This window comes from Actinomadura rupiterrae (genome assembly GCF_024172125.1).
GTDB classification, from domain to species: domain Bacteria; phylum Actinomycetota; class Actinomycetes; order Streptosporangiales; family Streptosporangiaceae; genus Spirillospora; species Spirillospora rupiterrae.
Genome location: NZ_JAMZEA010000003.1, coordinates 601,159 through 625,333 on the forward strand (window position 1 = coordinate 601,159; position 24,175 = coordinate 625,333).

18 protein-coding genes are annotated in these 24,175 nt (G+C 73.9%); 9 read left to right on the plus strand and 9 right to left on the minus strand.

Going from position 1 to position 24,175, the window contains the following annotated elements; genetic code table 11:
* Window positions 1–111 precede the first annotated feature (111 nt).
* The 5 genes from FHU30_RS11555 to FHU30_RS11575 all read right to left on the minus strand — a co-directional run bounded on the left by FHU30_RS11555 (window position 112) and on the right by FHU30_RS11575 (window position 8,758).
* On the minus strand, window positions 112–822 hold the full coding sequence (locus tag FHU30_RS11555; protein ID WP_253874810.1) for an ABC transporter ATP-binding protein: 711 nt from the start codon (window positions 820–822) through the stop codon (window positions 112–114).
* The gene (locus tag FHU30_RS11560; protein ID WP_253874811.1) at window positions 815–1,762 is read right to left on the minus strand and encodes an ABC transporter ATP-binding protein; all 948 of its coding nucleotides are present in this window, start codon (window positions 1,760–1,762) and stop codon (window positions 815–817) included. Before FHU30_RS11560 ends, FHU30_RS11555 begins: the two co-directional genes overlap by 8 nt.
* Window positions 1,759–4,401 (minus strand): FtsX-like permease family protein, encoded by a 2,643-nt coding sequence (locus FHU30_RS11565; RefSeq protein ID WP_253874812.1) that lies wholly within the window; start codon window positions 4,399–4,401, stop codon window positions 1,759–1,761. The genes FHU30_RS11560 and FHU30_RS11565 overlap by 4 nt, the downstream gene beginning before the upstream one ends.
* Window positions 4,398–7,739 carry an FtsX-like permease family protein gene (locus tag FHU30_RS11570; protein ID WP_253874813.1) on the minus strand — a complete coding sequence of 1,114 codons (3,342 nt, stop codon included), beginning with the start codon at window positions 7,737–7,739 and terminating at the stop codon, window positions 4,398–4,400. The genes FHU30_RS11565 and FHU30_RS11570 overlap by 4 nt, the downstream gene beginning before the upstream one ends.
* 128 nt (window positions 7,740–7,867) lie before the next feature.
* Window positions 7,868–8,758, minus strand: a complete 891-nt coding sequence (locus FHU30_RS11575) for a LysR family transcriptional regulator (RefSeq protein ID WP_253874815.1) — start codon at window positions 8,756–8,758, stop codon at window positions 7,868–7,870.
* 188 nt (window positions 8,759–8,946) lie between these two features.
* Between FHU30_RS11575 and FHU30_RS11580 the strand changes: the two genes are divergently transcribed.
* On the plus strand, window positions 8,947–10,314 hold the full coding sequence (locus tag FHU30_RS11580; RefSeq protein WP_253874816.1) for an MFS transporter: 1,368 nt from the start codon (window positions 8,947–8,949) through the stop codon (window positions 10,312–10,314).
* 23 nt (window positions 10,315–10,337) lie between these two features.
* On the opposite strand, the gene FHU30_RS11585 is transcribed toward FHU30_RS11580, so the two are convergent.
* Entirely contained in the window at window positions 10,338–10,979 is a 642-nt protein-coding gene (locus FHU30_RS11585) for a TetR/AcrR family transcriptional regulator (protein ID WP_253874817.1), read from the minus strand.
* Window positions 10,980–11,054: 75 nt separating this feature from the next.
* Between FHU30_RS11585 and FHU30_RS11590 the strand changes: the two genes are divergently transcribed.
* The 5 genes from FHU30_RS11590 (at window position 11,055) to FHU30_RS11610 (ending at window position 14,952) form a co-directional block, all read left to right on the plus strand.
* Complete coding sequence (locus FHU30_RS11590; protein ID WP_253874819.1) at window positions 11,055–11,822, plus strand: ABC transporter ATP-binding protein; 768 nt, start codon at window positions 11,055–11,057, stop codon at window positions 11,820–11,822.
* A 9-nt stretch (window positions 11,823–11,831) separates the two neighbouring features.
* Window positions 11,832–12,593, plus strand: coding sequence for an ABC transporter permease (locus FHU30_RS11595; protein WP_253874821.1), 762 nt, complete (start codon window positions 11,832–11,834; stop codon window positions 12,591–12,593).
* 91 nt (window positions 12,594–12,684) lie between these two features.
* A complete protein-coding gene (locus FHU30_RS11600; protein ID WP_253874823.1) occupies window positions 12,685–13,035 on the plus strand; it encodes a YciI family protein in 351 nt (116 codons plus the stop codon).
* A gap of 132 nt (window positions 13,036–13,167) precedes the next feature.
* Complete coding sequence (locus tag FHU30_RS11605; RefSeq protein WP_253874825.1) at window positions 13,168–14,400, plus strand: RNA polymerase sigma factor; 1,233 nt, start codon at window positions 13,168–13,170, stop codon at window positions 14,398–14,400.
* A gap of 84 nt (window positions 14,401–14,484) precedes the next feature.
* Window positions 14,485–14,952, plus strand: a complete 468-nt coding sequence (locus tag FHU30_RS11610; protein WP_253874827.1) for a DoxX family protein — start codon at window positions 14,485–14,487, stop codon at window positions 14,950–14,952.
* Window positions 14,953–15,061: 109 nt separating this feature from the next.
* Here FHU30_RS11610 and FHU30_RS11615 read toward each other — a convergent pair whose 3' ends face one another.
* Entirely contained in the window at window positions 15,062–16,363 is a 1,302-nt protein-coding gene (locus FHU30_RS11615; protein WP_253874829.1) for a lipase family protein, read from the minus strand.
* A gap of 234 nt (window positions 16,364–16,597) precedes the next feature.
* Complete coding sequence (locus FHU30_RS11620; protein WP_253874831.1) at window positions 16,598–17,338, minus strand: poly-gamma-glutamate hydrolase family protein; 741 nt, start codon at window positions 17,336–17,338, stop codon at window positions 16,598–16,600.
* Window positions 17,339–17,401: 63 nt separating this feature from the next.
* On the opposite strand from FHU30_RS11620, the gene FHU30_RS11625 reads away from it, so the two are divergent.
* Entirely contained in the window at window positions 17,402–18,169 is a 768-nt protein-coding gene (locus FHU30_RS11625; protein WP_253874832.1) for an SDR family NAD(P)-dependent oxidoreductase, read from the plus strand.
* A 55-nt stretch (window positions 18,170–18,224) separates the two neighbouring features.
* Here FHU30_RS11625 and FHU30_RS11630 read toward each other — a convergent pair whose 3' ends face one another.
* On the minus strand, window positions 18,225–19,643 hold the full coding sequence (locus FHU30_RS11630; protein WP_253874834.1) for a serine hydrolase domain-containing protein: 1,419 nt from the start codon (window positions 19,641–19,643) through the stop codon (window positions 18,225–18,227).
* 287 nt (window positions 19,644–19,930) lie between these two features.
* On the opposite strand from FHU30_RS11630, the gene FHU30_RS11635 reads away from it, so the two are divergent.
* Complete coding sequence (locus FHU30_RS11635; protein ID WP_253874835.1) at window positions 19,931–20,611, plus strand: TetR/AcrR family transcriptional regulator; 681 nt, start codon at window positions 19,931–19,933, stop codon at window positions 20,609–20,611.
* A gap of 75 nt (window positions 20,612–20,686) precedes the next feature.
* The gene (locus FHU30_RS11640; protein WP_253874836.1) at window positions 20,687–24,151 is read left to right on the plus strand and encodes an AAA family ATPase; all 3,465 of its coding nucleotides are present in this window, start codon (window positions 20,687–20,689) and stop codon (window positions 24,149–24,151) included.
* Window positions 24,152–24,175: the final 24 nt, after the last annotated feature.

Here is a 24,175-nt window from a genome sequence, read left to right on the forward strand (position 1 = left end):
TCAGCGCGGTGCCGGGACGCCGGAGGCGAGCGGCACCGCGCTGGTCACGCGTTCGCGCGCGTGGCCGAGCGCCGCTTCGAAACAGGCCTGGGGCCCGCTTCGCCCGCGCGGTCAGGTTCTTGCCGGTAGGGGCTCCTCGGTCACGACGCCGTCGGTGATGGCGAGGAGCCGGTCGGCGTGGTCGATGACGATGGGGTCGTGCGTGGCGACCAGGACGGTGACGCCCTCGGCGGCGATGACGGCGCGCAGCAGGGGCATGATCGCGCGGGAGGTCTCCGAGTCGAGCTGGCCGGTCGGTTCGTCCGCGAGCAGGAGGCGCGGGCGGGACGCCAGGGCGCGCGCGATCGCGACCCGCTGGCGCTGCCCGCCGGACAGCTCGTAGGGGCGCTGCCGGGCGTGGTCGGCGAGGCCGACGAGGGCGAGCAGCGTCGCGACGCGGCGGTCCCGCTCGGCGGGGGCCGTCCGGGCCAGGCGCAGCGGGACCTCGACGTTCTCGGCGGCCGACAGCACCGGGATCAGGCCGTGCGACTGGAACACGAAGCTGATCGTCTCGCGGCGCAGCCGGACCAGGGCGTCCTCGTCCAGGGACGTGACCTCGCGGCCGTCCAGCAGGACGGTGCCGGAGTCGGCGGTGTCGAGGCCGCCGATCAGGTTGAGCAGGGTGGTCTTGCCGGAGCCGGAACGGCCCTTCAGGACGACCAGCTCACCGCGCCCCACGCTGAACGAGACGCCGCGCAGGGCCTGCACCTCGACCTTGCCCGTCCGGTACGTCCGGACCAGGTCGGTCACCGCGAGAATGGGGTCGGCGGTCGGGTCAGTCACTGTCCGGTCCCTCCTCCGCCCGGTGGACGGCGACGTGGTCGGGTTCGAGGTTCAGCCGGACCCGGTCCCGCATGCCCAGCTCGTCGATGAAGCGGCGCGGCAGCTGGACGCGGCCGACGCGGTCGAGGACGGCGTACTCCTCGGCGATCCGGACGGTGCGCCCCTCGGCGTCGACGGTGCTGCGCCGCCGGACCTCGCTGCTGGTGCGGCCGTCGCGGATGCCGACCGTCCGGTCGACCTCCTCGGCGACGTGCGGGTCGTGCGTGACGATCACGGTGGTGGTGCCGAGCTCGGTGTTGACCCGGCGCAGCGCGTCGAAGACCTGCTCGGCGGTGGCGGAGTCGAGCTCGCCGGTGGGTTCGTCGGCGAGCAGGACGTCCGGCTCGTTGGCGACGGCGACGGCGATCGCGACGCGCTGCTGCTGCCCGCCGGACAGCTCGGCGGGGCGGCGTCCGGCCAGCTCGCCGATGCCGAGGACGCCGAGCAGCTCGGCGGCGCGGGTGCGGCGGTCGCCGCGGGCCCGGCCGGCGAACCGCATCGGCAGCTGGACGTTCTGCTCGGCGGTCAGGTAGGGCAGCAGGTTCCGGGCGGTCTGCTGCCAGACGAAGCCGACCTTCTCGCGCCGGAACGTGAGCCGCTGCGCGGCCTTCATGGTCAGCAGGTCGATGCCGCCGACGCGGGCGACGCCGGCGGTCGGGACGTCCAGCCCGGACAGGATGTTCAGCAGCGTGGACTTCCCGGATCCGGACGCGCCGACGATGGCGATCAGCTCGCCCGGGTCGACCAGCAGGTCCAGGCCCTGGAGCGCGACGACCTCGATGCCGTCCGCCTTGTAGATGCGGACGAGGTTGTCGCACACGATGTGCGCGCCCTCGCCGTAGGCCGGGCCGCGGTCGGTCGCGCGGCGTTCCAGTTCCGCGAGGCTCGGGGTCTCGGTCATGTCTCCTCCCCCGTTCGAAGCACTTCGCCCAGCCGGTGGCGGGCGTCGAAGAGCCGGTCCACGGCCGTCGCGGCGAGCCCGGCGACGGCGAGGACGGCGGCGAGCGCGGCCAGGTGCAGGGGTTCGACGGCGTGGTTGGAGGCCGCGAACCCGAGCGTGTAGGGGCGCAGGTTCACCACCGGGCCGGTCAGGCGCGGCAGCAGCATGCCGACGAGCCAGCCGATCAGGACGGCGCAGAGCACGACCGGTCCGATCTCGATGAGCGCGAGCGTCCGGCGTTGCCGGCGGCTCAGTCCGAGGACTTCCAGGTGCGCGATGGCGCGTCCGCGTTCGCGCGCGCCCACGAGGAGGACCAGCAGAACCGACAGCAGCGCGTAGGCGGTCACGATGAGCGCGCATTCCGCGAACGCCTTGTGGACGACCTGGACCATCGGCCCCTGCTTGAGCTCGTGCTCGACATCGCCCCGGTACCGGACGAACGACGGCCCGATCGAGTTGGTGGCGAATTCGGGAACGGCCCTGCGCGCGGTCTTGTCAAGGGCCGTCCGGTCGATGCCGTTCCCCTGGACGAACACGCGGGTCGGGAACGAGTCGATGTCGGTGAGCATCCGGAACGGGATGATCACGTACGGGGTGGTGGCGTCCTGGCCGGGGAACCGGTTGACGATCCCCGCCGGGTGGACGGGCAGGGACTTGTTGAACCAGTTCAGCGTGGTCGGCTTCGTCCCGACGGACTGGACGGCCTCCGGGGAGACCAGCATGCCGTTCGGGTCGGCGGGCGCGGCCGGGACGAACCGGGCGGCGCCTCCCGAGACGCCGCGCAGCGCGTCCAGGTCCACGGCGATCACGGTGATCTCCGGCTTGCCGTCGCCGACCGCTCCGCCGACGCCGGCGTCCGGGATCGTGCGGAGCGGCACGGCCGCGGTGACGCCGCGCACGGACTTGAGCCACTGCGGCAGGCGGTAGTCGAACTGGGTGGCGTTGAGCTGCGCGTCGGAGCCGACCGAGTACCAGGCGGCGGTGCCCTGGCCGCGTTCGAGCGCGGCGTCCACGGTCGCGCCGAACCCGGCGACGGACGCCGCGAGCAGCAGCACGACCAGCGGCAGGACGGTGACGACCTGCTGCCGGGACGCGCGGGCGAACCCGACGAACCCGACCATGGACCGGCCCCGGCGGAACAGCCGTCCGGCCAGGCGCAGCGGCCAGGGGAAGCCGCGCAGCACGACCAGCCCGGCGGCGATGCCGAGCAGGACCGGGACGGCCCAGATCAGCGGGTCCGCGCCCAGCTCGGCCTGCGCGGCGAGGCCGCGGCGGCGCAGGATCACCAGGCTGACCACGGCGAGGCCCAGCACCAGCAGTTCGAGGACGAGCCGCCGCCGGGACGTCTTCGGCGTGGTCGTCTCCGGTCGCCGCGTGGTCAGGACCGCGCCGCGGTTCCAGCGCGCCGCGAGAACGCAGGGGAACCCGATGCCGATCAGAGCGACGACCGCGGCCAGGTAGATCGACACCACTTGTGGGGGCCCGGCATGGATGAGCAGTCCGACACCGCACCCGGCCGCCGCCGCTGGCAGGAGTGTCGGCGCGGTCAGCCAGCTGATCGTCCGGAACAGCTGGAAGAGCGACGAGCCTCTCGCGCGCTGCACGGCGAGCGCGCTGCGGAGGCGTTCGGTGAACAGCGCCAGGCCGAGCAGCAGCGCGCCGACGAGCACGGCGGCGAGCCCGCTGAAGGCCAGCCCGGTGATCACCTGCGCGGTGGCGTACTGGCCGATGAAGTCCTTGATCCGGGCGTCCAGCGGGGTCTGCATCTGGCAGGGGAAGATGTCCTGCTGGCTGGAGACGGCCGACCGGTAGCGGTCGAGGTCCCGGGCGAGGTCCCGCACGCCGGACGCCTTGATCCCAGCGGAGTTCACCGGGAAGCGCCAGGTGAAGGTGAACTGGCCGTTGGTCTGGTTCAGGTACTGGGAGTAGGCGGCGTAGTTCATCAGCGCGCCGCCGACGAGCCACTCCGCGCCGTCGTTGTCGACCTGGACGTGCGGGTTGGTGGTCGAACCGCGGTCCGCCCAGTAGCCGCTGCCCGGGTCCTCCGGCTTGAAGATCAGCCCGACGGTGACCGGGAGGCTGCCGTCGCCGTTCTTGTACCGGACCACGGAACCGATCTTGAGGCCGAACAGCTCCGCGGTCTCCTGGGTGACGGCGATCTGCGGCACCGCGGGGTCCATGTAGCCCGTCCCCTGGAGCACCTTGTAGGGGCCGGCGAGCACTCCGTTGGCGATGAGGTCGAGCACGGCGCGGCGCTGGCCGGGCGGCCGCCGGACGGGCACCTTCGGCGCGAACGCGAACGGGTCGGCCTCCTGGGTGGCGTGGCCGAGCCGCGCGGGCATCAGCCCGTGCCAGGCGGCGCCGCGCGGCACCATGGCCGTCGGGTTGGCGAACAGGTTGAGCGCGTTCCTGCCGCCGGCGGCGCCGCTGACGTTCACCGAGGACCCGGTCCCCAGCACGCCGGTCGCGGCGTCGTCGTAGCCGTGCACGGCGCGCGCCGGGAACACCACGGCGAGCGCGGTCGTGACCGCCGTCAGGACGGTCACCGCGAGCAGCGCCGCCCAGTGCGTCCGGACGAGCCGGAGCCGTGGCCCGTTCATCGGTCCTCCCCCGCGCGCAGGTCCCCGCCGAGGCCGCGCCTGCGCAGCATCCTGATCACGACCAGCAGGACAAGGCCGAGCATCGCCGCCACCCCGGCGGTGAGGCCGCCGACCGCGAGCCACGGGACGACCAGCGTCGCGGGCGGGTAGGGCGGCGCGGCCTGGACGGTCAGCACGATGTGCGGCACGACCAGCTTCGCGACGACCAGGCCGAGCGCGAGCCCGCCGAGCAGCCCGAGGCCGACCAGGATCGCCTGCTCGACCGCGAGCATCCCGGAGACCTGGCGCTGGTCGAGGCCGAGCGCGCGGAGCACCGTGAACTCGCGCGCCCGCTCCCGGACGGCCACCGCGGCGTTCACGGTGAAGGCGATCAGTGTGAAGGCCAGCGCGGCGCCGAAGCCGAGCAGCAGCGCGCCCTGGAGGGACGCGGCGAGCGGCGCGTCCCGCAGGTTCTTGCGCAGCTGGACGCGGTCGGCGGCGACGTCGCCCCAGCTCTCGTGGAGGCGCATCGCCGCGGCGGCGGGCTCGGTCCGCGTGTCGCGCAGCGACAGCCACCACTCGTCGGGGTTCGCGCCCGTGTCGGAGGAGCCGCCCGAGGCCTGCCAGCGGTCGGCGAGCGTCGGCAGGTCGACCAGCGCGCCGTCCGTCCCGGTGTCCAGGCCGGGCAGCGCGGGCACGATCCCGGCGACCTTGATCGGTTGCTGGCCGGTGCCGAGGTGCAGTTGGACCGTGTCGCCGACCTTGGCGTGCGCCCGGTCGGCGAGGGACCGGTCGATGACGCCGGTGACGACCGGCAGCGGCGGGACCGCGCCCGACGTCTCGTTCTCGTGCGGCGGCGCGTCACCGTGCGCGACGAGCATGTTCACCCGCGCGGTCGGCGCGCCGTACGAGAAGCCGCCGGCCAGTTCGGTCGCGGGGATCGCGGAGGCCAGCAGCACGCCGGAGCGCTGCGCGGCGGTCACCTTCCGCTGCTGCGCGCCGGGTCCGGTGCCGTCGTCCCACCACTGGTCCCAGCCCGCGCCCGCCGGCAGCGCGGCCGGGCCGCCGCCGGGGCCCTCGCCGCGGATGCCGAGCACGTCGAGCGACAGCGGCCCGTGCAGCGGGTTGTCGCCGTCCGCCCAGCGCAGGCCGCGCACCGACAGCGGGTAGGAGATGACGCCCTGCGGTCCGGACAGGGACGTGACGTCCACGGTGAGGGTCTTGTCCTTGCCGTCGGCCTTGAGGCCGGTCAGGTCGACGGAGTAGGCGACGCCGCGCGCGTCCTGGAGGAGGGCGGTGACCTCGTAGATGGAGGCGAACGGGTCCCAGGGGCCGAAGTAGCTGTCGCGCGGGATGCTCGGGGCGGTCCCGTCCGAGGTCAGGCGCAGGTCCATGCTCAGCTTCGTGGGCCGTCCGGGCAGCGGGATCAGGTGCGTCGCGGGACGGGCGGCCGCCAGCGCGCCGAGCCGCAGCGAGCGGGCGAGGCCCGGGGACACCCGCAGCACGCGTCCGAGGTTGCGGGCGTCGGCGGCGAGCAGGAAGCCCTCGGCGTTGCCGTAGGTGGCGGGCCGCCGCGCGACGGGGAGGGCGTCCTTGACGCCGGGCAGGGACGCGTAGCGCGCGCCGCGGCCGAGCGGGCCGAGCGCGACGTCCCCGGCGGGCTCGTTGATCCGCATGTCGGCGGCGGCGCGGAAGTCGGCCTGCTCGGTCTGCGAGCGCCGCCACGTGCTCATCGTCGTCGCGGACAGCACCCCGACGGCCATCGCGAGGACGAGCAGCAGCGCGGGTCCGGCGTACCGGAGCGGCCGCCGGGCCACCTGCCGGGCACCGAGCGCGGGCGCGAGGCCGCGGCCGCGCGCGGTGAACCTCTCGGCGGCGCGCGAGCTGACCGGGACGAGCCGGAGCATCAGCACGCCGCCCGCGAGCAGCGCGAGCGCCGGACCGGACACGATGAACGGGTCGATCCCGCCCGCGCCGGACACCCGGGGCGTGCTGCCGTAGCGGGTGAGCTGCCAGACGCCGAGCCCGGCGACGACGAGCAGCGCGAGGTCGGCGCCGGTGCCCGCCCACGCGCTGCGGCGGCCGCGGCTGATCGCGGCCTCGGTCTCCACGAACGTGCCGCGGACGGCGCGCAGCGTCGGAACCGTCACGGCGGCCACGAACACGAGCGCGGCGACGATGGCGACCGTCCAGAGCGTGCCCGGTGATCCGGCCGACAGCCGCATCCCGGTCGCTTTGACAGCGGGCGCGTGCCCGGCGAGTTGGAGTAGCGGGTTGGCCAGCAATGGCCCTATGAGCAGGGACGGTAGGACGACCGCGAACCCTTCGGCGACCGTGATTCCGGCGAGTTGCCGCATCCCGGCACCGCGCGTGCGCATGAGGGCGAGTTCGGTGCGCCGGTGGTCGGCGAGCAACCGCGCGACCAGGAGCCACGCGTACCCGGCAAGCAGGATGAGCTGGAGAACCGGCACGAACATCGTGGACCGCGCCACCAGCACCGCGCTCGTCAGCTGCTCGGCGAGCTGGGGCAGGTCGCTGGTGACGGCGAACGTCGTGCCGTCGCCGTACTTGCGCAGCGAGACGGTCGCGTCCTGCATGCGGTGGCCGAGCGTCCGGAGGCCGGAGACATCCAGGTGGGACAGGTCGTTGCGGACGAACCAGGTGACATCCCCGCCCGCCGCCGCGAACCGGGCCCGGTAGACGTCGGGCGGCAGCACGAGCGGCCCGTAGGTCGTGTAGTTCTGCTGCTCGGAGCCCGTCGTGACGAGCCGGTCGCGGTGCCAGAGGTAGTCGTCCTGGCGCAGCACGTCGAACGTCCCGGCGAGCCGCACCTTGATCGCGGACGACTTGTCGACGCGTCCGCGGACGGTGAAGACCGCGCCCGGCTTCAGCCGCATCGCGCGGGCGGCCTGCGTGGGCAGGACGGCCTCGGCGGTGCCGTCGGAGGTGGCGGCGGGCCAGCGCCCGCCGGTCAGCTTGGCGTGCTTGTCGATGTCGGCGTAGGTGGCGAACTTGGTCAGCTCGGGGTGCTGGGCGCGCTCCTGGCCGGGCAGCGTGTAGGTGTCGCTGTGCGCGGTCTGCTCCAGCCGGTACGGGACGTTCCCGTAGGTCGCGCGGAGCGTCCGGTCGAGCTGCCTGCCGGTCTCGGCGTTCTGGCCGGGCAGCACGGTCACCACGACCGCCGCCCCGATCTGCGCGTCCTGCGCGAGCGTGCGGTGCAGCCCGTCGCGGGTCACCGCCCCCGCGTAGCCGACGAGGGCCGCGAGGACCGTGGTGGCGAACAGCGCGGTCGCGCACGCCGCCATCACCAGGGTCCGGTCGCTGGCCATCCGCCGCAGTACCAGCCCCGGATGCCACATAGACGCCGATGATCAGCTGAACGTGAACCGTGCCACAAGCCCCTGTCATCGTTTCTTGGGCAAACCGCAACCTTCACCAGAAATGCCGCGACGGGCCGGCGGCTATCGGCCTGTCCTTAATCCGGTGCTCAGGCGACCGGAGCGGCGGCGCAGGCGTACAGCAGCTCACGGAGCCCGGGAAGCGCCTCCCGGTCCGACCGCCACACCAGTCGCAGGCTGATGTCCGGAACCGGCAGGTCGAGCCCGACGAGCGCGCCCGCCCGCAGCGCCTCGGCGACGGCGAACGCGGGGAGCAGCGCGACCCCGAGGCCCTGCTCGGCCCAGGCGCGCTGCACCGGCACTCCCCCGGCCCGGACGCGCGCGACGTCCGGCCCGAGGAACCGGTCGGCGGCGAGCCGGAAGGAGCAGTTCTGCACGTTGACCAGCAGCGATTCGCCGCGCAGGTCGTCCCGGACGAGACCGTGCCGCCCGGCGAGGGCGTGGCCCGGCGCCGCCACGAGGACGAGCGGGACGGGCTCGACATCGACGAACGTCAGCGGTTCCTCGGGCGGCGGGAAGCCGAGGTCGCCGAGCGAGTCGCCGGTGTCGAGGAGCAGCGCCGCGTCGAGCTTCCCGTCCGTGACGTCGGCGAGCAGCTCGTCCCGGAAGCTCGACGCGGCCACCTCGGCCGCGATGCCCGGCGAACGGGCCGCCAGCCGGGCCAGGACGCGCGGGACGTGCGTCGCGGCGATCGTCTCCAGCGCGCCGAGCCGCAGCGCCGAGGCCGCGCCGACGACCTCGCTCCGCGCCTGCTCGGCCGCGTCGAGCAGGCGCCGCGACCACGCCAGCATGCGCTCGCCGGACGCGGTGAGCCGCATCCCGCGGGCCGTCCGGTCGAACAGCGGGACGCCGAGGGACTCCTCCAGCGCGCGGATCCGGGCCGAGACGCTGGACGGCGCGAGGCCGAGCGCGACCGCCGCGTCGGTCACCGTGCCGTGCCGGACCACGGCCTCGAACACCCGCAGCTGCCGAAGCTCCATGCCGCCCCCTCAGCTCTCCGCGCTCTCCGCGCTCTCCCGCGCTCTCCCGCGCTCTCCGCGCTCTCCGCGCTCTCTCACGTTCTCCCGCGCGCTCGCGTGCTCCCGCCGCGCGACCGTTCGGATTTTCCGAACGCAGCGTACGCGACGGCCGGTGGAGCCCGGCGCGCCGTCCGCCGAGGCTGTGGGGCATGACGATCACCGCTACGGCGACGAGGGCGCCGGCCGGCTCGCGGACGGTCCCGCTGCTCGGCGTCTCGCTCGGCTACTTCATGGTGCTGCTCGACATGACCGTCCTGTCGGTGGCCGAACCGGACCTCGCGTCCTCGCTGCACGCCTCGACGGCCGGTCTGCAATGGGCGACGACCTCCTACACCGTCGTGTTCGCGGCGCTGCTGCTCACGTCCGGCGCGGTCGCGGACCGCTTCGGCGCGCACCGGATGTTCCGCGCCGGGATCGCCGGGTTCGGGGCGCTCTCGCTGCTCTGCGCGGCGGCTCCCGGATTGTGGGCGCTGGTCGCGCTGCGCGGGCTGCTCGGCATCGCCGCGGCGGCCTGCGTCCCCGCCTCGATGGCGATGATCGCGCGGCTGTACCCGGACGCGCCGGCCCGCACCCGCGCCCTGGCGACCTGGGCGGCGGTCAGCGGCAGCGCGGTCGCGGCGGGCCCGGTGCTCGGCGGGCTGCTGGTAGGCGCGGCGGGCTGGCGCGCGGTCTTCGTGGTGAACGGCCCGATCGCGGTCGCCGTCCTCGCGCTGACGGCGGGCGCCGCGGTCCGCGTCCCGCGCGGGACGCGCCGGATCAACGTCCGCTCGCAGCTCGCGGTCTGCGCGACCCTCGGCCTGGCGACGGACGCCCTGATCGCCGCCGGCGCCCGCGCCTGGCTCCACGCGGCACTCTCCGCGGCCGCCGCGATCGCGGCCGCGTTCACCCTGGTGTTGCTCGAACGCCGCAGCCGCATGGGTGACGCGCCGCTGGAAGATGGTCGCGGCGAGGCACGCGAGCGCCGCCGGGTGGGGCCGGTGGTCGATCCGGCTCTGCTGCGGAGCCGGGGGATGCTGGTCGGATTGGGCGTGGGGGCGGCGGTCAACTTCACGCTGACCGGGGACCTGTTCGTCCTGCCGCTGACGCTGCACCGCGGGCCGGTCGCGACCGGGCTGGCGATCCTGCCGATGACCGTGCCGTTCGTCCTCGGCCCTCCCATCACCGGACGGCTCGTCGCCCGCTTCGGACCGCGGCCCCCGCTGCTCGGCGGGACGGCCCTGCTGGCGGCCGGCGCGGTGCTGCTCGCCTCGCACGTCCTGACGGTCGGGCTGCTGCTCACCGGATGCGGGGTCGCGCTGGCGCTGCCGTCGCTCGTCGCCGCCGTGATGGCCGCCGCGCCGGACGGCACCGCCGGATCGGCGGGCGGGCTGCTCAACGCCGTCCGGCAGTGTGGCGCGACGCTCGGAGTGGCGGTCGCCGGAGCCTTCGCGACCTCGCATCCGTCGATCGCGCTACTGGTGCCGGGTGTGCTCTGCGCGGCGGCCGGGCTGGCCCTCGCACTCACCGGCCGCGACTGACCCTCAGCGTTTCAACAAGGTGCTCATTCGGGTTCCCTGGTGGCGTAGTCGAGGACGCGGTCTCCGAGTAGGGACTCCATGACGTCCAGCAGGTCGTGCATGGCGGCGGCGATGTCGCCGGGGGGCTCGTCGCGGGCGGTGCGGTCGGCGATCTCGGCGAACATCCGCTCCTGCACCCAGGCGATCTGCGCGGCGACGAGCCGGGTCACCAGGTCGTCCGGGGACGCGCCGGTCGCGGCGGCCAGCTCGGCGGCGAGGGCCTCGCGCATGTCCGTGCCGACGCGGTCGAAGCGCGCGAGCAGCGTCGGCGACTCGCGGACCATCCGCATGAACCGGCCGTAGCCGAGGGTGAGGCCCACGGTGCGGTCGCGGCGGCTCAGCTCCGCGCGCAGGTTCCGCAGGACGGCCCGGGCCGCCGACTCGCCCGGCGTGCGGTCGCGGACGAACGCGGCGAGCCGGTCCGCGGACGCCTGGCCCTCGGGGAGGACGAGATCCTCCTTGGCGCCGAAGTAGTTGTAGACGGTCTTGACCGACACGTCCGCGGCCTCGGCGACCTCGGCGATCGTGACCGCCTCGAAGCCGCGCTCCACGAACAGCCGGGTCGCGACCTCGGCCAGGTGCCGCCGGGTCGCCGCCTTCTTCCGCTCGCGCAGGCTCTCCGTCACGGCGGCCAGCTTACATGCCATACGAAACTTTCAGTCAGTTGTAATTTTCTCATCCGTTGTGCTTTCCTGTCCGGCATGACCTCCCCTGTTCTCGACGTCCACGGGCTGAGCCGCACGTTCCGGCTGCGGTCGGGGCCCGTCCACGCGGTGCGCGGCCTCGACCTGTCGGCGGAGCGCGGCGAGGTCCTGGGCGTCCTCGGGCCGAACGGCGCCGGGAAGACCACGACCGTCCGGATGCTCGCCACGCTGCTGCCGCCGACCGGCGGCCGGGCCGTCGTCGCGGGCCGCGACCTGCTCGCCGACCCGGCCGGGGTGCGCGCCCGGATCGGCTACGTCGCGCAGTCCGGCGGCCTCGACCCGAACTGCCCGGTCGGCGAGGAACTCGTCACGCAGGGCCGGATGCACGGCCTGCCCCGGGCCGGGTCGCGGGCGCGCGCCGCCGAGCTGGCCGCCGACCTGAACCTCGCCGACCTCCTGGACCGTCCGACCGCCGCGCTCTCCGGCGGCCAGCGCCGCCGCCTGGAGATCGCGCTCGGCCTGGTCAACCGCCCCGAGGTGCTCTTCCTGGACGAGCCGACCACCGGCCTCGACCCCGGCAGCCGCGCCGACCTGTGGGACCTGGTCCGGCGCGTCCGGCGCGAGCACGGCACGACCGTCCTGCTCACCACGCACTACCTGGACGAGGCGGACGCCCTCGCCGACCGGCTCGTCATCGTGGACGCCGGAGCCGTCGTCGCCGAGGGCACCCCGGCCGACCTCAAGGCCCGGCACGGCGCCGCCACCCTCCAGGACGCCTTCCTCGCCATCACCGGACGCGCCACCGACGCGCCCGCCGCCGTCTAGGGAACCCTGATGAACCGACTCATCGCCGACACCGGCGTGATCTTCGGCCGCTCGCTGCGGCAGACGCTCCGCTCCAAGACCGCGTTGACCTTCGGGATGCTCCAGCCGCTGCTGTTCCTCGCGCTGATGGGCCCGCTGCTGTCCAGGCTGGACCTGCGGACGGGCGGGACGGCCTGGCAGGCGTTCGTGCCGGGGCTGCTCGTCCAGCTGGCGCTGCTGGGCGGGATGTTCGTCGGGCTCGGGATCCTGATCGAGCGGCAGGTCGGCGTGATCGACCGGATGCGCGTCACGCCGCTGCACCCCGCCGCGCCGCTGCTCGGCCGGATGCTGCGCGACGTGGTCCAGCTCGTCGTCCAGTCCGCGCTGCTCGTGCTGCTCGGCGTCGCCTTCGGGCTGCGCGCGCCGGTCGGCGGCGTCCTGCTCGGGTTCGTGTTCGTCGCGCTGCTGTCGGCGGCGCTGTCGATGCTGTCCTACGGGCTGGCGATGAACGTGCGGACCGCGCCCGAGTTCGCCGCGATCGCGAACACGACCGTCCTGCCGCTGATGCTGCTCGCGGGCCTGCTGCTGCCGATGACGCTCGCGCCCGGCTGGCTGGACGCGGCGTCGCGCATCGTCCCGTTCCGCTACACCGTGGACGCCGTCCGGCACCTGTACCTCGGCGAGTACGCCGACGGGACCGTCCTCGCGGGGCTCGCCGTCACCGCCGCGCTGGCCGCCCTCGGCCTCGCGGGCGGCCTGGCCCTTTTCCGCAGGTCAGGACGTACGCCATGATGCTCTGAAAAAAGTTTGGGTGTCATGTCGATCCGGCCGCGCTCCGATCGACGCGTTGGTGCAAGCGACACCGCGAGCGAAGGAGAACGAGATGCGGTTCCTGCTGATGACGGTCGACGACGGTACCGAGCAGGGCGAGCTGGACGCCGAGCTCCAGGCCCGGATGGGCGCGTTCATCGCCGAGATGAGCAAGGCGGGCGTGCTGCTCGCCACCGGCGGCCTCGACCCGCGCGCCACCCACATCGTCGCGAAGGACGGCAAGGCCGAGGTCGTGGACGGCCCGTTCAGCGAGGCCAAGGAGTTCGTGGCCGGGTTCGCCCTTATCGAGACGCGGAACGAGGAGGAGGCCATCGAGCTGTCCCGCCGCTTCTGGGCCATCGTCGGCAGCGGCCGGGGCACCATCCAGCGCGTCTACGGCCCGGAGGACATGCCCGGCCAGTAGTCCGTCCCCCCTCACTCACGCCCGTCGCGCGCCCGCGCGGCGGGCGTGTTGCCGTCTGGGCGCCGGTGGCTCTGCCGGATCGCGCGGCGGGTGTGTTGCCGTTTCCGGTGCTCAGGTGCTCTGATCGGGCGCGTGAGGGATGTGAACCGGACGATCGACGCGGTCTGGCGGCTGGAGGCGCCGCGGATCATCGCGGGGCTCGCGCGGCTGGTCAACGATGTCGGGCTGGCCGAGGAGCTGGCGCAGGACGCGCTGGTCGCCGCGCTGGAGCAGTGGCCGGACCAGGGCGTCCCGGACAACCCGGGCGCCTGGCTGATGTCGGTCGCCAAGCGGCGCGGGATCGACCGGATCCGGCGCGAGCAGACGTTCGCCCGCAAGGTGGAGGAGATCGGGCAGGCGCTGGACGAGGCCGCCGAGATGCCCGAGCCGGACGAGATCGCCGACGACCTGCTGCGCCTGGTGTTCACCGCCTGCCATCCGGTGCTGTCGCGGCCCGCGCGGGTGGCGCTGACGCTGCGGATGCTCGGCGGCCTCACCACGGACGAGATCGCGCGGGCGTTCCTGGTGCCGGAGGCGACCGTCGCGCAGCGGATCGTCCGGGCGAAGAAGACGCTGAGCGCGTCGGGCGTGCCGTTCGAGGCGCCGGAGGGCGCCGAGCGCGCGGCGCGGCTCGACTCGGTGCTGGAGGTCGTCTACCTGGTCTTCAACGAGGGGTACGTGGCGACCGCCGGATCCGACTGGCTCCGCGTGGACCTCTGCCAGGAGGCGCTCCGCCTCGGCCGGCTCCTCGCCGAACTCGCGCCGCGCGAACCCGAGGTGCACGGGCTGGTGGCGCTGATGGAGATCCAGGCTTCTCGCACGCGCGCACGGGTCGGCGAGGACGGCGCGCCCGTCCCGCTACCCGAGCAGGACCGTGGACGCTGGGACCGGCTGCTCATCGCACGCGGCTTCGACGCCCTCCTGCGGGCGCAGGAGATCGGCGCTCCGCCCGGCCCGTACGTGCTGCAAGCGGCGATCGCCGCCTGCCACGCGCAGGCCGCGTCCGCCGAGGAGACCGACTGGACGCAGATCGCGGGCCTGTACGAGCTGCTCGTGCGGGCCGAGCCGTCCCCGGTCGTCCAGGTGAACCGGGCGTTCGCGCTCGGCATGGCGTTCGGCCCGCGCCGCGGCCTGGACGTGCTGGACGCGCTGGCGGACGAGCCGTCCATGAGGAGCTACCACCTGCTGCCGAGCGTGCGCGGCGACCTGCTCGCGCGGCTGGGAGAGCGGGCCGCGGCGGCGCGCGAGTTCACCCGCGCGGCCGAGCTGACCAGGAACGATGCGGAGCGGGTCGTGCTGCGGAAGCGGGCCGGCGAACTTTCTTAGAAAAAACTTCCGGCGGATGTCGATCCGGGCGGCACCCGATCGACGCATGGGCGAAACGAGAAACAGAACCGGAAGGACGAAGCCATGACCACCGCGACCGCCACCGCCGCCCACGCCACCGCCGCCTCCGCCCAGACCCGCTCGCGCCGCCGGACCGTCCTGTGGGTGCTGCAGATCCTCCTCGGCCTGTTCCTGCTGATCGCCTCGGCGATGCCGAAGTTCGCCGGGCAGAAGGACGCGGTCGAGACGTTCGCGAAGATCGGCGTCGGCCAGTGGTTCCGGTACGTGACCGGGGCGATCGAGGCGGCGGGCGCGATCGGGCTGGTCGTCCCGCGGCTGGCCGGGCTCGCCGCGACCGGCCTGATCGGGCTGATGATCGGCGCCGCCGTGACGCAGGTCGTCTGGCTCGTCCCCGGCTGGGCCGCGTTCCCGCTGGCCCTGGGCGTGATCTTCGCTCTGATCGCCTACGACCGGCGCGCCGAGACCCGCGACCTGCTGCGCGGCCTGCGCGGCTCGCGCGGCCCGCGCGGCCCGCGCGGCGCCCGGAAGTGAGCGACGCGTCGAGCAGGACAGGCGGACGGCCCGGGCACCCCACGCGCCCGGGCCGTCCGTATCCGAGATGGTCGATGGACCGCGGAATCCGCGGTTCAGGAGCCGCCGCTCAGCAGTTGCTCTGCACCGGCTTCCCGGCGAAGCGGTCGGCGAGGAAGTTCGTCACGTCCCCGGCCGCGCCCCAGTCGGTGGTCAGGTGCTCGGTCGGGTAGGTGTTCTTCCAGGTCGTGTTGATGCCGGCCTTGCAGTAGGCGTCGTGCGTGGCGTCCTCGGTCTCGTGCGGGATGATCTCCTCCAGCCAGCCGCGGTACTGGAACACCGGGAAGCCGATCTTGTACTTCGCGCCGGACGACGCGGGCCCGATGTCCACGCCGAGCTTCTGCCGGTCGACGATCTCGCCCCAGGACGTCCCGTCCGGGCCCTTGAGCGCGTAGATCTGGTCGAGCGTCAGGTGGTCGGTGGAGAAGTTCTCCACGTGCTGGCCCGCGAACACCGCGAGCGTCCCGTAGAGGCAGTTGGACTTGACGTCCTGGACGGCCTTCTTGCCCGCGTCGTTCATCAGGCTGTCGAACGGCATCTCCGGGTAGGCCGAGTGCAGCCCGACCAGGGCGTCCGCGGCGAAGCCCGCGAACGCGCCGCCGTTGAGGAACTTCGCGGTGACCTTGAGGTCGCCCGGGACCCCGCCCGCCGCCGCGCCGACGACCTTGAGCTCGGGCGCGTAGGACGCGGCGAGCTGCGCGCCCCAGAGCGCCGCCTGCCCGCCCTCCGAGTAGCCGGAGATGCCGACCTGGCCGTCCGCGGTGAGCGTCCCGCCGGGGATCTTCCGGGACGCGCGGACGGCGTCGAGCAGCGCGTGCCCGGCGTTCGCGCCGACCACGTAGGTGTGCGTCGACCCCTTGAGGTAGCCGACGCCGTCGGTCGCGGCGACCGCCATCCCGGCCTTGAGGAACAGGCCGAGGTTGCCGCCCTCGTACATGTCGACGAAGTGGCCCGCGAGCTGCTTGGAGAACGCGCACTGCTCGCCGAGGCCGAGCGTGCCGGGGTTGAACGCGACCGTCGGGCGGGCGCCGCCGCCGGGGGCGGGCGCGTCCGGGACGGCGACCGTCCCGGAGACGGCGATCTTCGCGCCCTTGGCGTCGGTGGAGACGTAGCGGACCTTCCACGCCTTCATCGGGATGTCGCCCGGGATGTTCGACAGCTTGGCCGGGGCGCAGGCCAGCAGGTCGCCCGGGTCGCCGGAGATGTTCTCCGACGGCGCGTAGATGTCGTCGTCGGTGGCGGTGCACCCCGAAGGGGCGCCCGACGGGACGGTACGCGCGGGGGCGGCCGCGGCCGCCTGCGGGGACGCGGCCAGTCCCGCCACGCTCGCCGTCCCGAGGACGGCCGCGCTGATCATGGACCGCAGTTTCATCGTCACTCACTCCTGGGAGCCGGAAGGTGAACGGTGACGACTGTGTCCTACGTGATCAGCGCGGCGGTACGCAGCCAGGCAACAGGAGTGCGCCGCGCGTTAGCAGCGGCTCACAACGTTGAACGAGCACCGGCGCGCCGCATCGGAGCGGCTCAGAGCCCCGAATCGGCGCGGAGAGGCTCAGCGCGGCAGAGCGGCTCGGAGTGGCAGGGCGGCTCGGAGCGGCAGGGCGGCTCAGAGGGAGGCGAGGACGGAGTCGACCGCGCGGACGTAGTTGTAGAACGCCGCCGTGCGGTGCCGCGGGTCGGCGATCCAGGCGGCGTCGAGCCGCCCGCCCTTGAAGAACGCCTTGCGCTGCGCGGTGGTGATCTCCAGCTGGACGCCCTTGCCGCGCGCGTTGCGGTTGCAGATGTTCTTCGGGTCGTTGCCGTCGATCCGCCCGGGCGGGTTGGACACCTTGAAGCCCTTCGCGCGCAGCGCGCGGGTGATCTTCTGCGAGAGGACGGTGTCGCGGCCGCCGATGTAGGTGGTCGCGGTGTCGCCCTTCGCCGCGTGCCAGGACACCGTGTACTTCACCGTCTTCAGCAGCTTCAGCGCGCGCGGCTCGTCGAAGTGCGTGGAGGTGATGTGCAGCACCTGGTTGCCGGACTTCTTCAGCCCCTCGAACGAGTAGAACGCGTCCTTGCCGGTCGCGGACGCGTAGTCCGCGAGCTGCGTGGTCGGCGGCTCGATCTGCCCGCCGTGGATCGCGATCTGCGCGACGCGCGCGCCGCGCGGGGTCCGCTGGACGCGCTTGTAGTCGCGCCCCTCCTTCTCGTGCCGGGCGAGGTCGGCGTAGTTCCGGTACCTGTCCGCGGCGGCCGTGACCTGCGCCGCGACCGGCCGGGCGTGGGACGGCGCGGCGGACGCGGCGCCGCACGCGGACAGCGGCAGGACGGCGAGGGCCAGCCCCGCTACGGGCAGCAGCTTCTTCACAGGGGGTACTCCTTGATCGAAAAGGTTCGGCCGGAACACTACTCCCGGACGGAGACCCCCACGATGCAGACCACCCACGTCGTCACCGGAGCCGGCCGCGGCATCGGCCGCGCCGTCGTGTCCCGCCTGCTGGACGTCCCGGACGCCGTCGTCGTCGCGGTCGAGCGCGATGCCGGCGCGCTCGCCTGGGCCGCCGGCGAGCCGCGCGTCCGGACCGTGACCGGCGACGCCGGGGACGCCGCGACCGCCGAGCGCGCCGCCGACCTCGCCGAGGAGGCCGGGACGCTGGCCGGCTGGGTCAACAACGCCGCGGTGTTCCGCGACGCGTCCCCGCACGACACGTCCGCGCGAGAGCTGATGGACCTGGTCGCGCTGAACCTCGGCATGCCGATGACCGGCTGCACCACGGCGATCCGGCGCTTCCTCGCGGCCGGGACGCCCGGCGCGATCGTCAACGTCACCTCGCACCAGGCCCGGCGGGCCGTCCCGGGCTGCGTCCCCTACGTGACGGCCAAGGCGGCGATCGAAGGGCTGACGCGAGCGCTCGCCGTCGAGTACGGGCCGCGCGGCATCCGCGTCAACGCCGTCGCGCCAGGCTCGGTGCGCACCGAGCGGTACGAGGCGTTCCTCGCCGACCTCGGCCCGGAGCGCGCCGCCGACGTGGAGCGGCAGATGGGCGAGCTGCACCCGCTCGGCCGGGTCGCGCTGGCCGCGGAGGTCGCGTCGGCGGTCGTCCACCTGCTGTCGGACGAGGCGTCCTTCATCACCGGCGCGACCGTCCCGGTGGACGGCGGACGCTCCGTCCTGGCCCACGACCCGGAAGCCCATTAGGTCCTCGGCGGGCTTACGGGTTCGGGCTTACGGGTTCGGGCTTACGGGTTCGGGCTTACGGGTTCGGGGTGAGGAAGGTGAGGGGCAGGAAGCGGGTCGTCGTCGCGGACGCGGTCGCGTCGGAGGGGTCCGAGGGGCCGCAGAGCGCCTGGATGACGTGCGAGCCGAGCGCGTTGTCGATCGGGTCCGCGAGGGGCACGCCCTCGCCGTCGAGGCGCTGGTACCGGCTGCGGTTGCCCGCGACCGTGAGCTGGCGGGTGCCGTCCTGGCTGGTCAGGGACTGGGTCACCGCGCCCCAGACCGTCCCGTCGTGGCCCCAGAAGCGGCCGCAGGGCAGGTTCAGCGCGTAGACGCCGAGGCCGTAGTCGAGGACGGTCCGACCACCCGCGTCCTTCACCGGGACGGTCTTCTGCATCTCGGCGAGCGCGTTCTTGCTGGTCAGCTTGCCCGTGAGCAGGTCGCGGTAGAAGTGGTTCAGGTCGTCGGGCGTGGAGACGAGCGAGGCCGACGCGAACGCCCAGCTCATGTCGTACTCGCTGTAGTCGCGCGGCGTGGTGAGCACGCCGTGCAACGACTCGTACATCTTCGGGTGCGGGGCGCGGATCGCCGCGTCGTTCGGGAAGAACGTGTGGCGGAGGCCGGAGCGGCGGATCACGTTGTCGGTGATGTAGTCCGACGCGCGCTGGCCGGTGACCTTCTCCAGCAGCAGGCCGAGGATGACGTAGTCGGTGTTGGAGTACGACCAGGTCTGCCCGGGGTCGCCGGCCGGCTTCGCGCCGAGGCCCCACGCGACGAGCTGCTGCGGTGTCAGGTGCCGGTACCGGTTCGCGTCGATGCTCGCCGCGGACGGGTCGTCCAGGGACGGGAACGCGGCGGGCATGTAGTCGCCTATGCCGCTGGTGTGGTTCAGCAGCATCCGGACGGTCACCTGGCGCCCGCGCTGGCCGGGGACGAGGTCGGGCAGATAGCCGCCGACCGGGTCGTCCAGGTGGACGCGTCCCTGGTCGACCTGCTGCAGGACGGCCGTGGCGACGAACGTCTTGGTGATGCCGCCGACGCGCTGCCGCATGTCCGGGCGGACGGGCCGCCCGGCCGCGGTGTCGGCGACGCCGGACGAGCCCTGCCAGGACGTCTCGCCATCCCGGGCCGCCGAGGACAGGCCGGGCATTCCGGCCTCGTGGGTGGCGTCGAGGGTGGCTTGGAGCTTCGCCGGGTCCAGGCCGTCCAGGGCTTCCTGTCCGGGCTCGGACCGGACCGCGGTGGGGCCGCCCTGCTCGGGGGCGAGCGGGCTGCCCGCGGCGGCGGGCATCGGGGCCGTCCACGGAAGCGGGGGCGCCAGGCCGGGCGCGCCCGCCCGCAGAGCGCCTTCCGAGGGGGCGGAGGCGGGCAGGACGGAAGCCGCCGTCCCGGCCGTGACCGCCGTCGTCGCCAGCGCCGCCGCGGCAAGAAGCCGCCGGAGCCGCCTGGTCTCCATCCCGCCACTCCAGTCCCTGAACCACCCGGGCGTCGCACCCGGTAGGCGTCCACTGTGGCACCACAACTCAACGCAAGTCCGACATCAAGGCGAACCGGACATGGAGATGTGACGAGACGGTGATCCCGCCGGGTTCATCGTGATCGGCATGAGACCCGTCACGGGAACTTTCCGGCCCGCCGTGAGCCCGGTCACGCCCTCATTTCTGGGTTCGTCCTAGACATAGGACTGGGCCAAGTTCATGCCAGAATGGACGCCATGACGGCCAAGACGGAGGGTGGCCCGCCGTGACGAAGACCGAGGAGCCCAGGGCCGGGGAGCCCAGGGCCCAGGAGCCACGGGCGGAGGGGCTGCGGGCTCTGAAGAAGCGCCAGACCAGGCTCGCCATCTCGCACGCGGCGACCCGGCTGTTCCTTGAGCGCGGCTTCGACAAGGTCACGATCGCCGAGATCGCGGAGGCGGCGCAGGTCGCCAAGATGACCGTGACCAACTACTTCCCGCGCAAGGAGGACCTGGCGCTCGACGTGCACGCCGAGTTCGTGGCGTGGCTCGCCGGGACCGTCCGGGACCGCGCGCCCGGCGAGTCCGCGCTGGCCGCCCTCCGCCGCGCCTACCTGGACGCCGTGGACCGGCGCGAGGCGCTGATCGGCTTCAGCGGCGAGCCGTTCGCCCGGATGCTCACCGGGAGCCCCACGCTGGTCGCCCGCATCCGGGAGCTGCACGAGGAGCGCGAGGCCGCCCTCGCCGAGGCGCTCGCCGAGACGTCCGATCAAGGGGGCCTGACCGCCCGGATCGCGGCGGCGCAGTTCGGCGCCGTCCACCGGGTGCTGTTCGACGAGGCCCTGCGCCGGACCGTGGACGGCCAGACCCACGAGGAGATCGCCGCCGCGCTCACCGGGGCCGCCCACGAGGCCTTCGACCTCCTGGAACCCTCGCTCGGCGGTTACACCCCGCGGGCAGACCCGTAAACCTGGCCACAGCTGTCACGGGGACGGCCTAACCTTTACGCCGGGTTTGCGGGTTTGTAGGCGAGGGGGTCTTGCGTGGCGCTGCCGGAGCATCTGGAGCTGCTGGTCACCGATGAGCCGGTCTGCGACTACTGGGCTCACGGTCCCTGGCGGGTACCGGACGGGCTGTTCGCGGAGATCCGCGAGCGGGTCGAGGCCCTGGTCGACGATCCGCGCTGCAAGGGGCTGACCACCGACGACCTGGAGCTGCTCAAACCGCCCGCGCCGCTCGTCCTCGGCGACCTGGTGCTCGCGCTGGAGTTCCTCGGCGGCGGCTCGGCCGTGTGCACCGGGTCACACTCCCGGCTCCAGTACCAGTTCTTCGGCAAGTACCACCGCGAGCAGCGCGACCTGCTGCTGGAGTTCCCGTCCTGGATCGTGACCAGCGGCAACTTCCGCCCGCTGGAGTGGCTCGGCGACAGCGGCGACAAGGAGCTGGCACTCACCCTGGCCCGCGAGTCCCTGGACGTCCTGGCCGGGATCGAGCCGCTGGAGCCCCGCCGGCAGGCGCTGATCAAGCTGCTCGAGGACCCGCCGCCCACCCTGGACATCACCGACCACCTCGTCGACCAGCGCCAGGCATGGATGGACCACGCGTCCGACGAGGTGATCGCCGCGCTGCCCGAGCTGGCCGGACCGATCGGCTACCTGGAGTGGATCTGCGCCGGGCTCGCCCCGGTGCACGAGCACCTGCGCGCCGCCGCGCCGCGCGAGGAGACCGTCCAGGATCTCTACGTCCACCTGCTGCTGCAGGGCGGGCTGCGGGAGGTCCCGGCCGAGCTGTCGGCCGTGCTCGGCGAGGACGCCTACGGCGAGCTGCTGGAGCGGTTCGCCCGCGTCCGGGACGCCGGGTTCGAGGCGGCCGAGTGGAGCGAGGGCGTCCGGGCGTGGCTCGCGCGGGCGCTCGGCGCGGGCGAGGCCGACGCCTGCCGCGGCTGGCTCGACATGGCCGTCCGGTTCACCGGGTCCGTGCAGGGCCTGCCCGCCGACTGCGACATCCCGGACCCGCAGCACGTGCCGGTCAGCCAGTTCCAGTACGACCTGCGGCGGCTGTTCCGGCCGCGCCGCCGGGTCGTCAACCCGCTCGCCGCGTCCGTCGGGAAGGGCACGCCCCGCTCCCGCCGCCCGCGCGCGTCCGCCGAGATCGGCTCCAACCTGGTCGGCCAGCCGGACGTGGTCGCCGCGCTCGCCCGCATCGGCGAGGGCGACGCGCCCGTCCGGCTGATGCTGGTCGGCCCGGACGGCACCGGCAAGCGGGACGCCGCCCAGGAGGTCGCGCGGCTGCTGCTCGACCGCGGCGTCACCGCGTCCCCGCTGTGGCTCGCCGACGACTTCTTCGCGGGCAAGGAGGTCTCCGCCGCCACCACGCACCTGTACAACGACGCGCGCGAGTCCGCCGGGTCCCGGCTGATGGTGATCGACGGCCTGGACGACATGTCCCGCGACCCGCGCAGCGGCGAGGCGATCGTCGAGGAGCTGCACCGCGCCCTGGACGTCCACGACGACCTGCACGTCGTCGCGCTGTGCGAGCCCGGCGGCGACGAGCGGATCCGCGAGGTCAACCCGGCGCTGTCGCTGCGGTTCGAGGTCGTCCACACCCGCCCGTTCGCCCCGGACGCCTTCGCCGAGCTGTTCTCCCGCGCTCTCGCCGCGCGCGGCGCCCGCGCCCACAAGCGCGCCCTGACCGCCGCCGGCGACCTGCTCGCCCGCACCCCGGCCGTCCGGAACCTGCGGAACGCCCGGCTCGCCCAGCGCCTCGCGGACGTCGTGGTCGCCGACGTCCGCGCCCGCACCGCGCCCGGCGAGGAGCTGGTGGTCAAGCGCGCCGACGTCCCGGCCCGCTTCGACGCCGCCGGCACCGCGTCCGACCCGCACGGCGAGCTGGCCGCGCTGGTCGGCCTCGCGCCGGTGAAGCGCGAGATCGAGCTGCTCGTCGCCGGCGCCTCGGCGCTCCGGCTGCGCCGCGACGCCGGGCTGCCCGCCGCCGCGCCGTCCCGGCACATGCTGTTCACCGGCAACCCCGGCACCGGCAAGACCGAGGTCGCGCGGCTGCTCGCCCGGCTCTACAAGGACCTCGGCATCCTGTCGTCCGGGCACCTGGTCGAGGTGTCCCGCGCGCAGCTGGTCGGCCAGTACCTCGGCGAGACGGCCGTGAAGACCCGCGAGGTCGTCCGGCGCGCGGTCGGCGGCGTGCTGTTCATCGACGAGGCCTACTCGCTCGCCCAGTCCGACCTCGGCGAGGACTACGGTCCCGAGGCCGTCGCCGAGCTGGTCAAGATGATGGAGGACCACCGGGACGACCTGGTCGTCATCGCCGCGGGCTACGAGCGCGAGATGCAGCGGTTCGTCTCGTCCGACCCGGGGCTGTCCTCGCGGTTCCCAGTGACCGTCCGGTTCCCCGACTTCACCGACGCCGAGCTGCTGGAGATCTTCGTCCGGATGTGCGGCGCGGCCGGGCTCACCCTGACCGACGACGCGTCCGCTAAGGTCTCCGACCTGCTCCGCCGCGCCCCGCGCGGGCGCTCCTTCGGCAACGCCCGCCTCATGCGCAACCTGTGCGAGCGCGCGCAGTCCCTCCAGGCCCGCCGGATCGCCGCGCTGAAGCGCCCGTCCGCCGAGCGCCTCGCCGAGCTGCTCGCCGCCGACATCCCCGACTCGCTCACCGGCGCGTCCCGCGTGGTCGTCGGCGCCGACCCGCTCGCCGCCCTGGACGCCCTGGTCGGCCTGCGCGACGTCAAGACCGAGGTGCACCGCCTGGTCGCCGAGGCCCGCAGCGCCGAGCTGCGCCGCGCCGCCGGGCACCCCGCCGCCCCGCCCACCCGCCACATGGTCTTCAGCGGCGGACCCGGCACCGCCAAGACCACCGTCGCCCGCCTCGTCGCCGCCGTGCACGCCGACCTCGGCCTGCTCTCCTCCGGCCACCTCGTCGAGGTCGGACGCGGCGACCTCGTCGGCGGCTACCTCGGCCAGACCGCCCCGCGCGTCAAGGCCGCCGTCGAGCAGGCCCTCGGCGGCGTCCTGTTCATCGACGAGGCCTACGCCCTCGGCGCCGACCACTACGGCGCCGAGGCCGTCGCCACCCTCGTCAAGCTCATGGAGGAGTACCGCGGCGACCTGCTGGTCATCACCGCCGGCTACGAGCGCGAGATGTCCGCCTTCCTCACCGCCAACCCCGGCCTCGAATCCCGCTTCCCCAAGCGCCTGAGGTTCCCGGACTACACCGACTCCGAGCTCGTCCAGATCTTCGAGCTCCTCGCCGCCTCCGACGGCCTCACCCTCGCGCCCGGCGTCCGCGAGGCCCTCGGCGCCCTCCTCCGCACCGTCCCCCGCGGCCCCTCCTTCGGCAACGGCCGCTTCATCCGCAACCTCCTGGACGCCGCCGTCGCCACCCAGTCCGTCCGCCTCACGTCCACCACCCCCGGAGACCCCGCCGTCCTCCACCCCGAAGACCTCCCCACCACCCTCCCCAAAACCGCCACCACCCCCGGCCTCTACCTGTAGAACTCGGGATTACTAAGGGCTTGT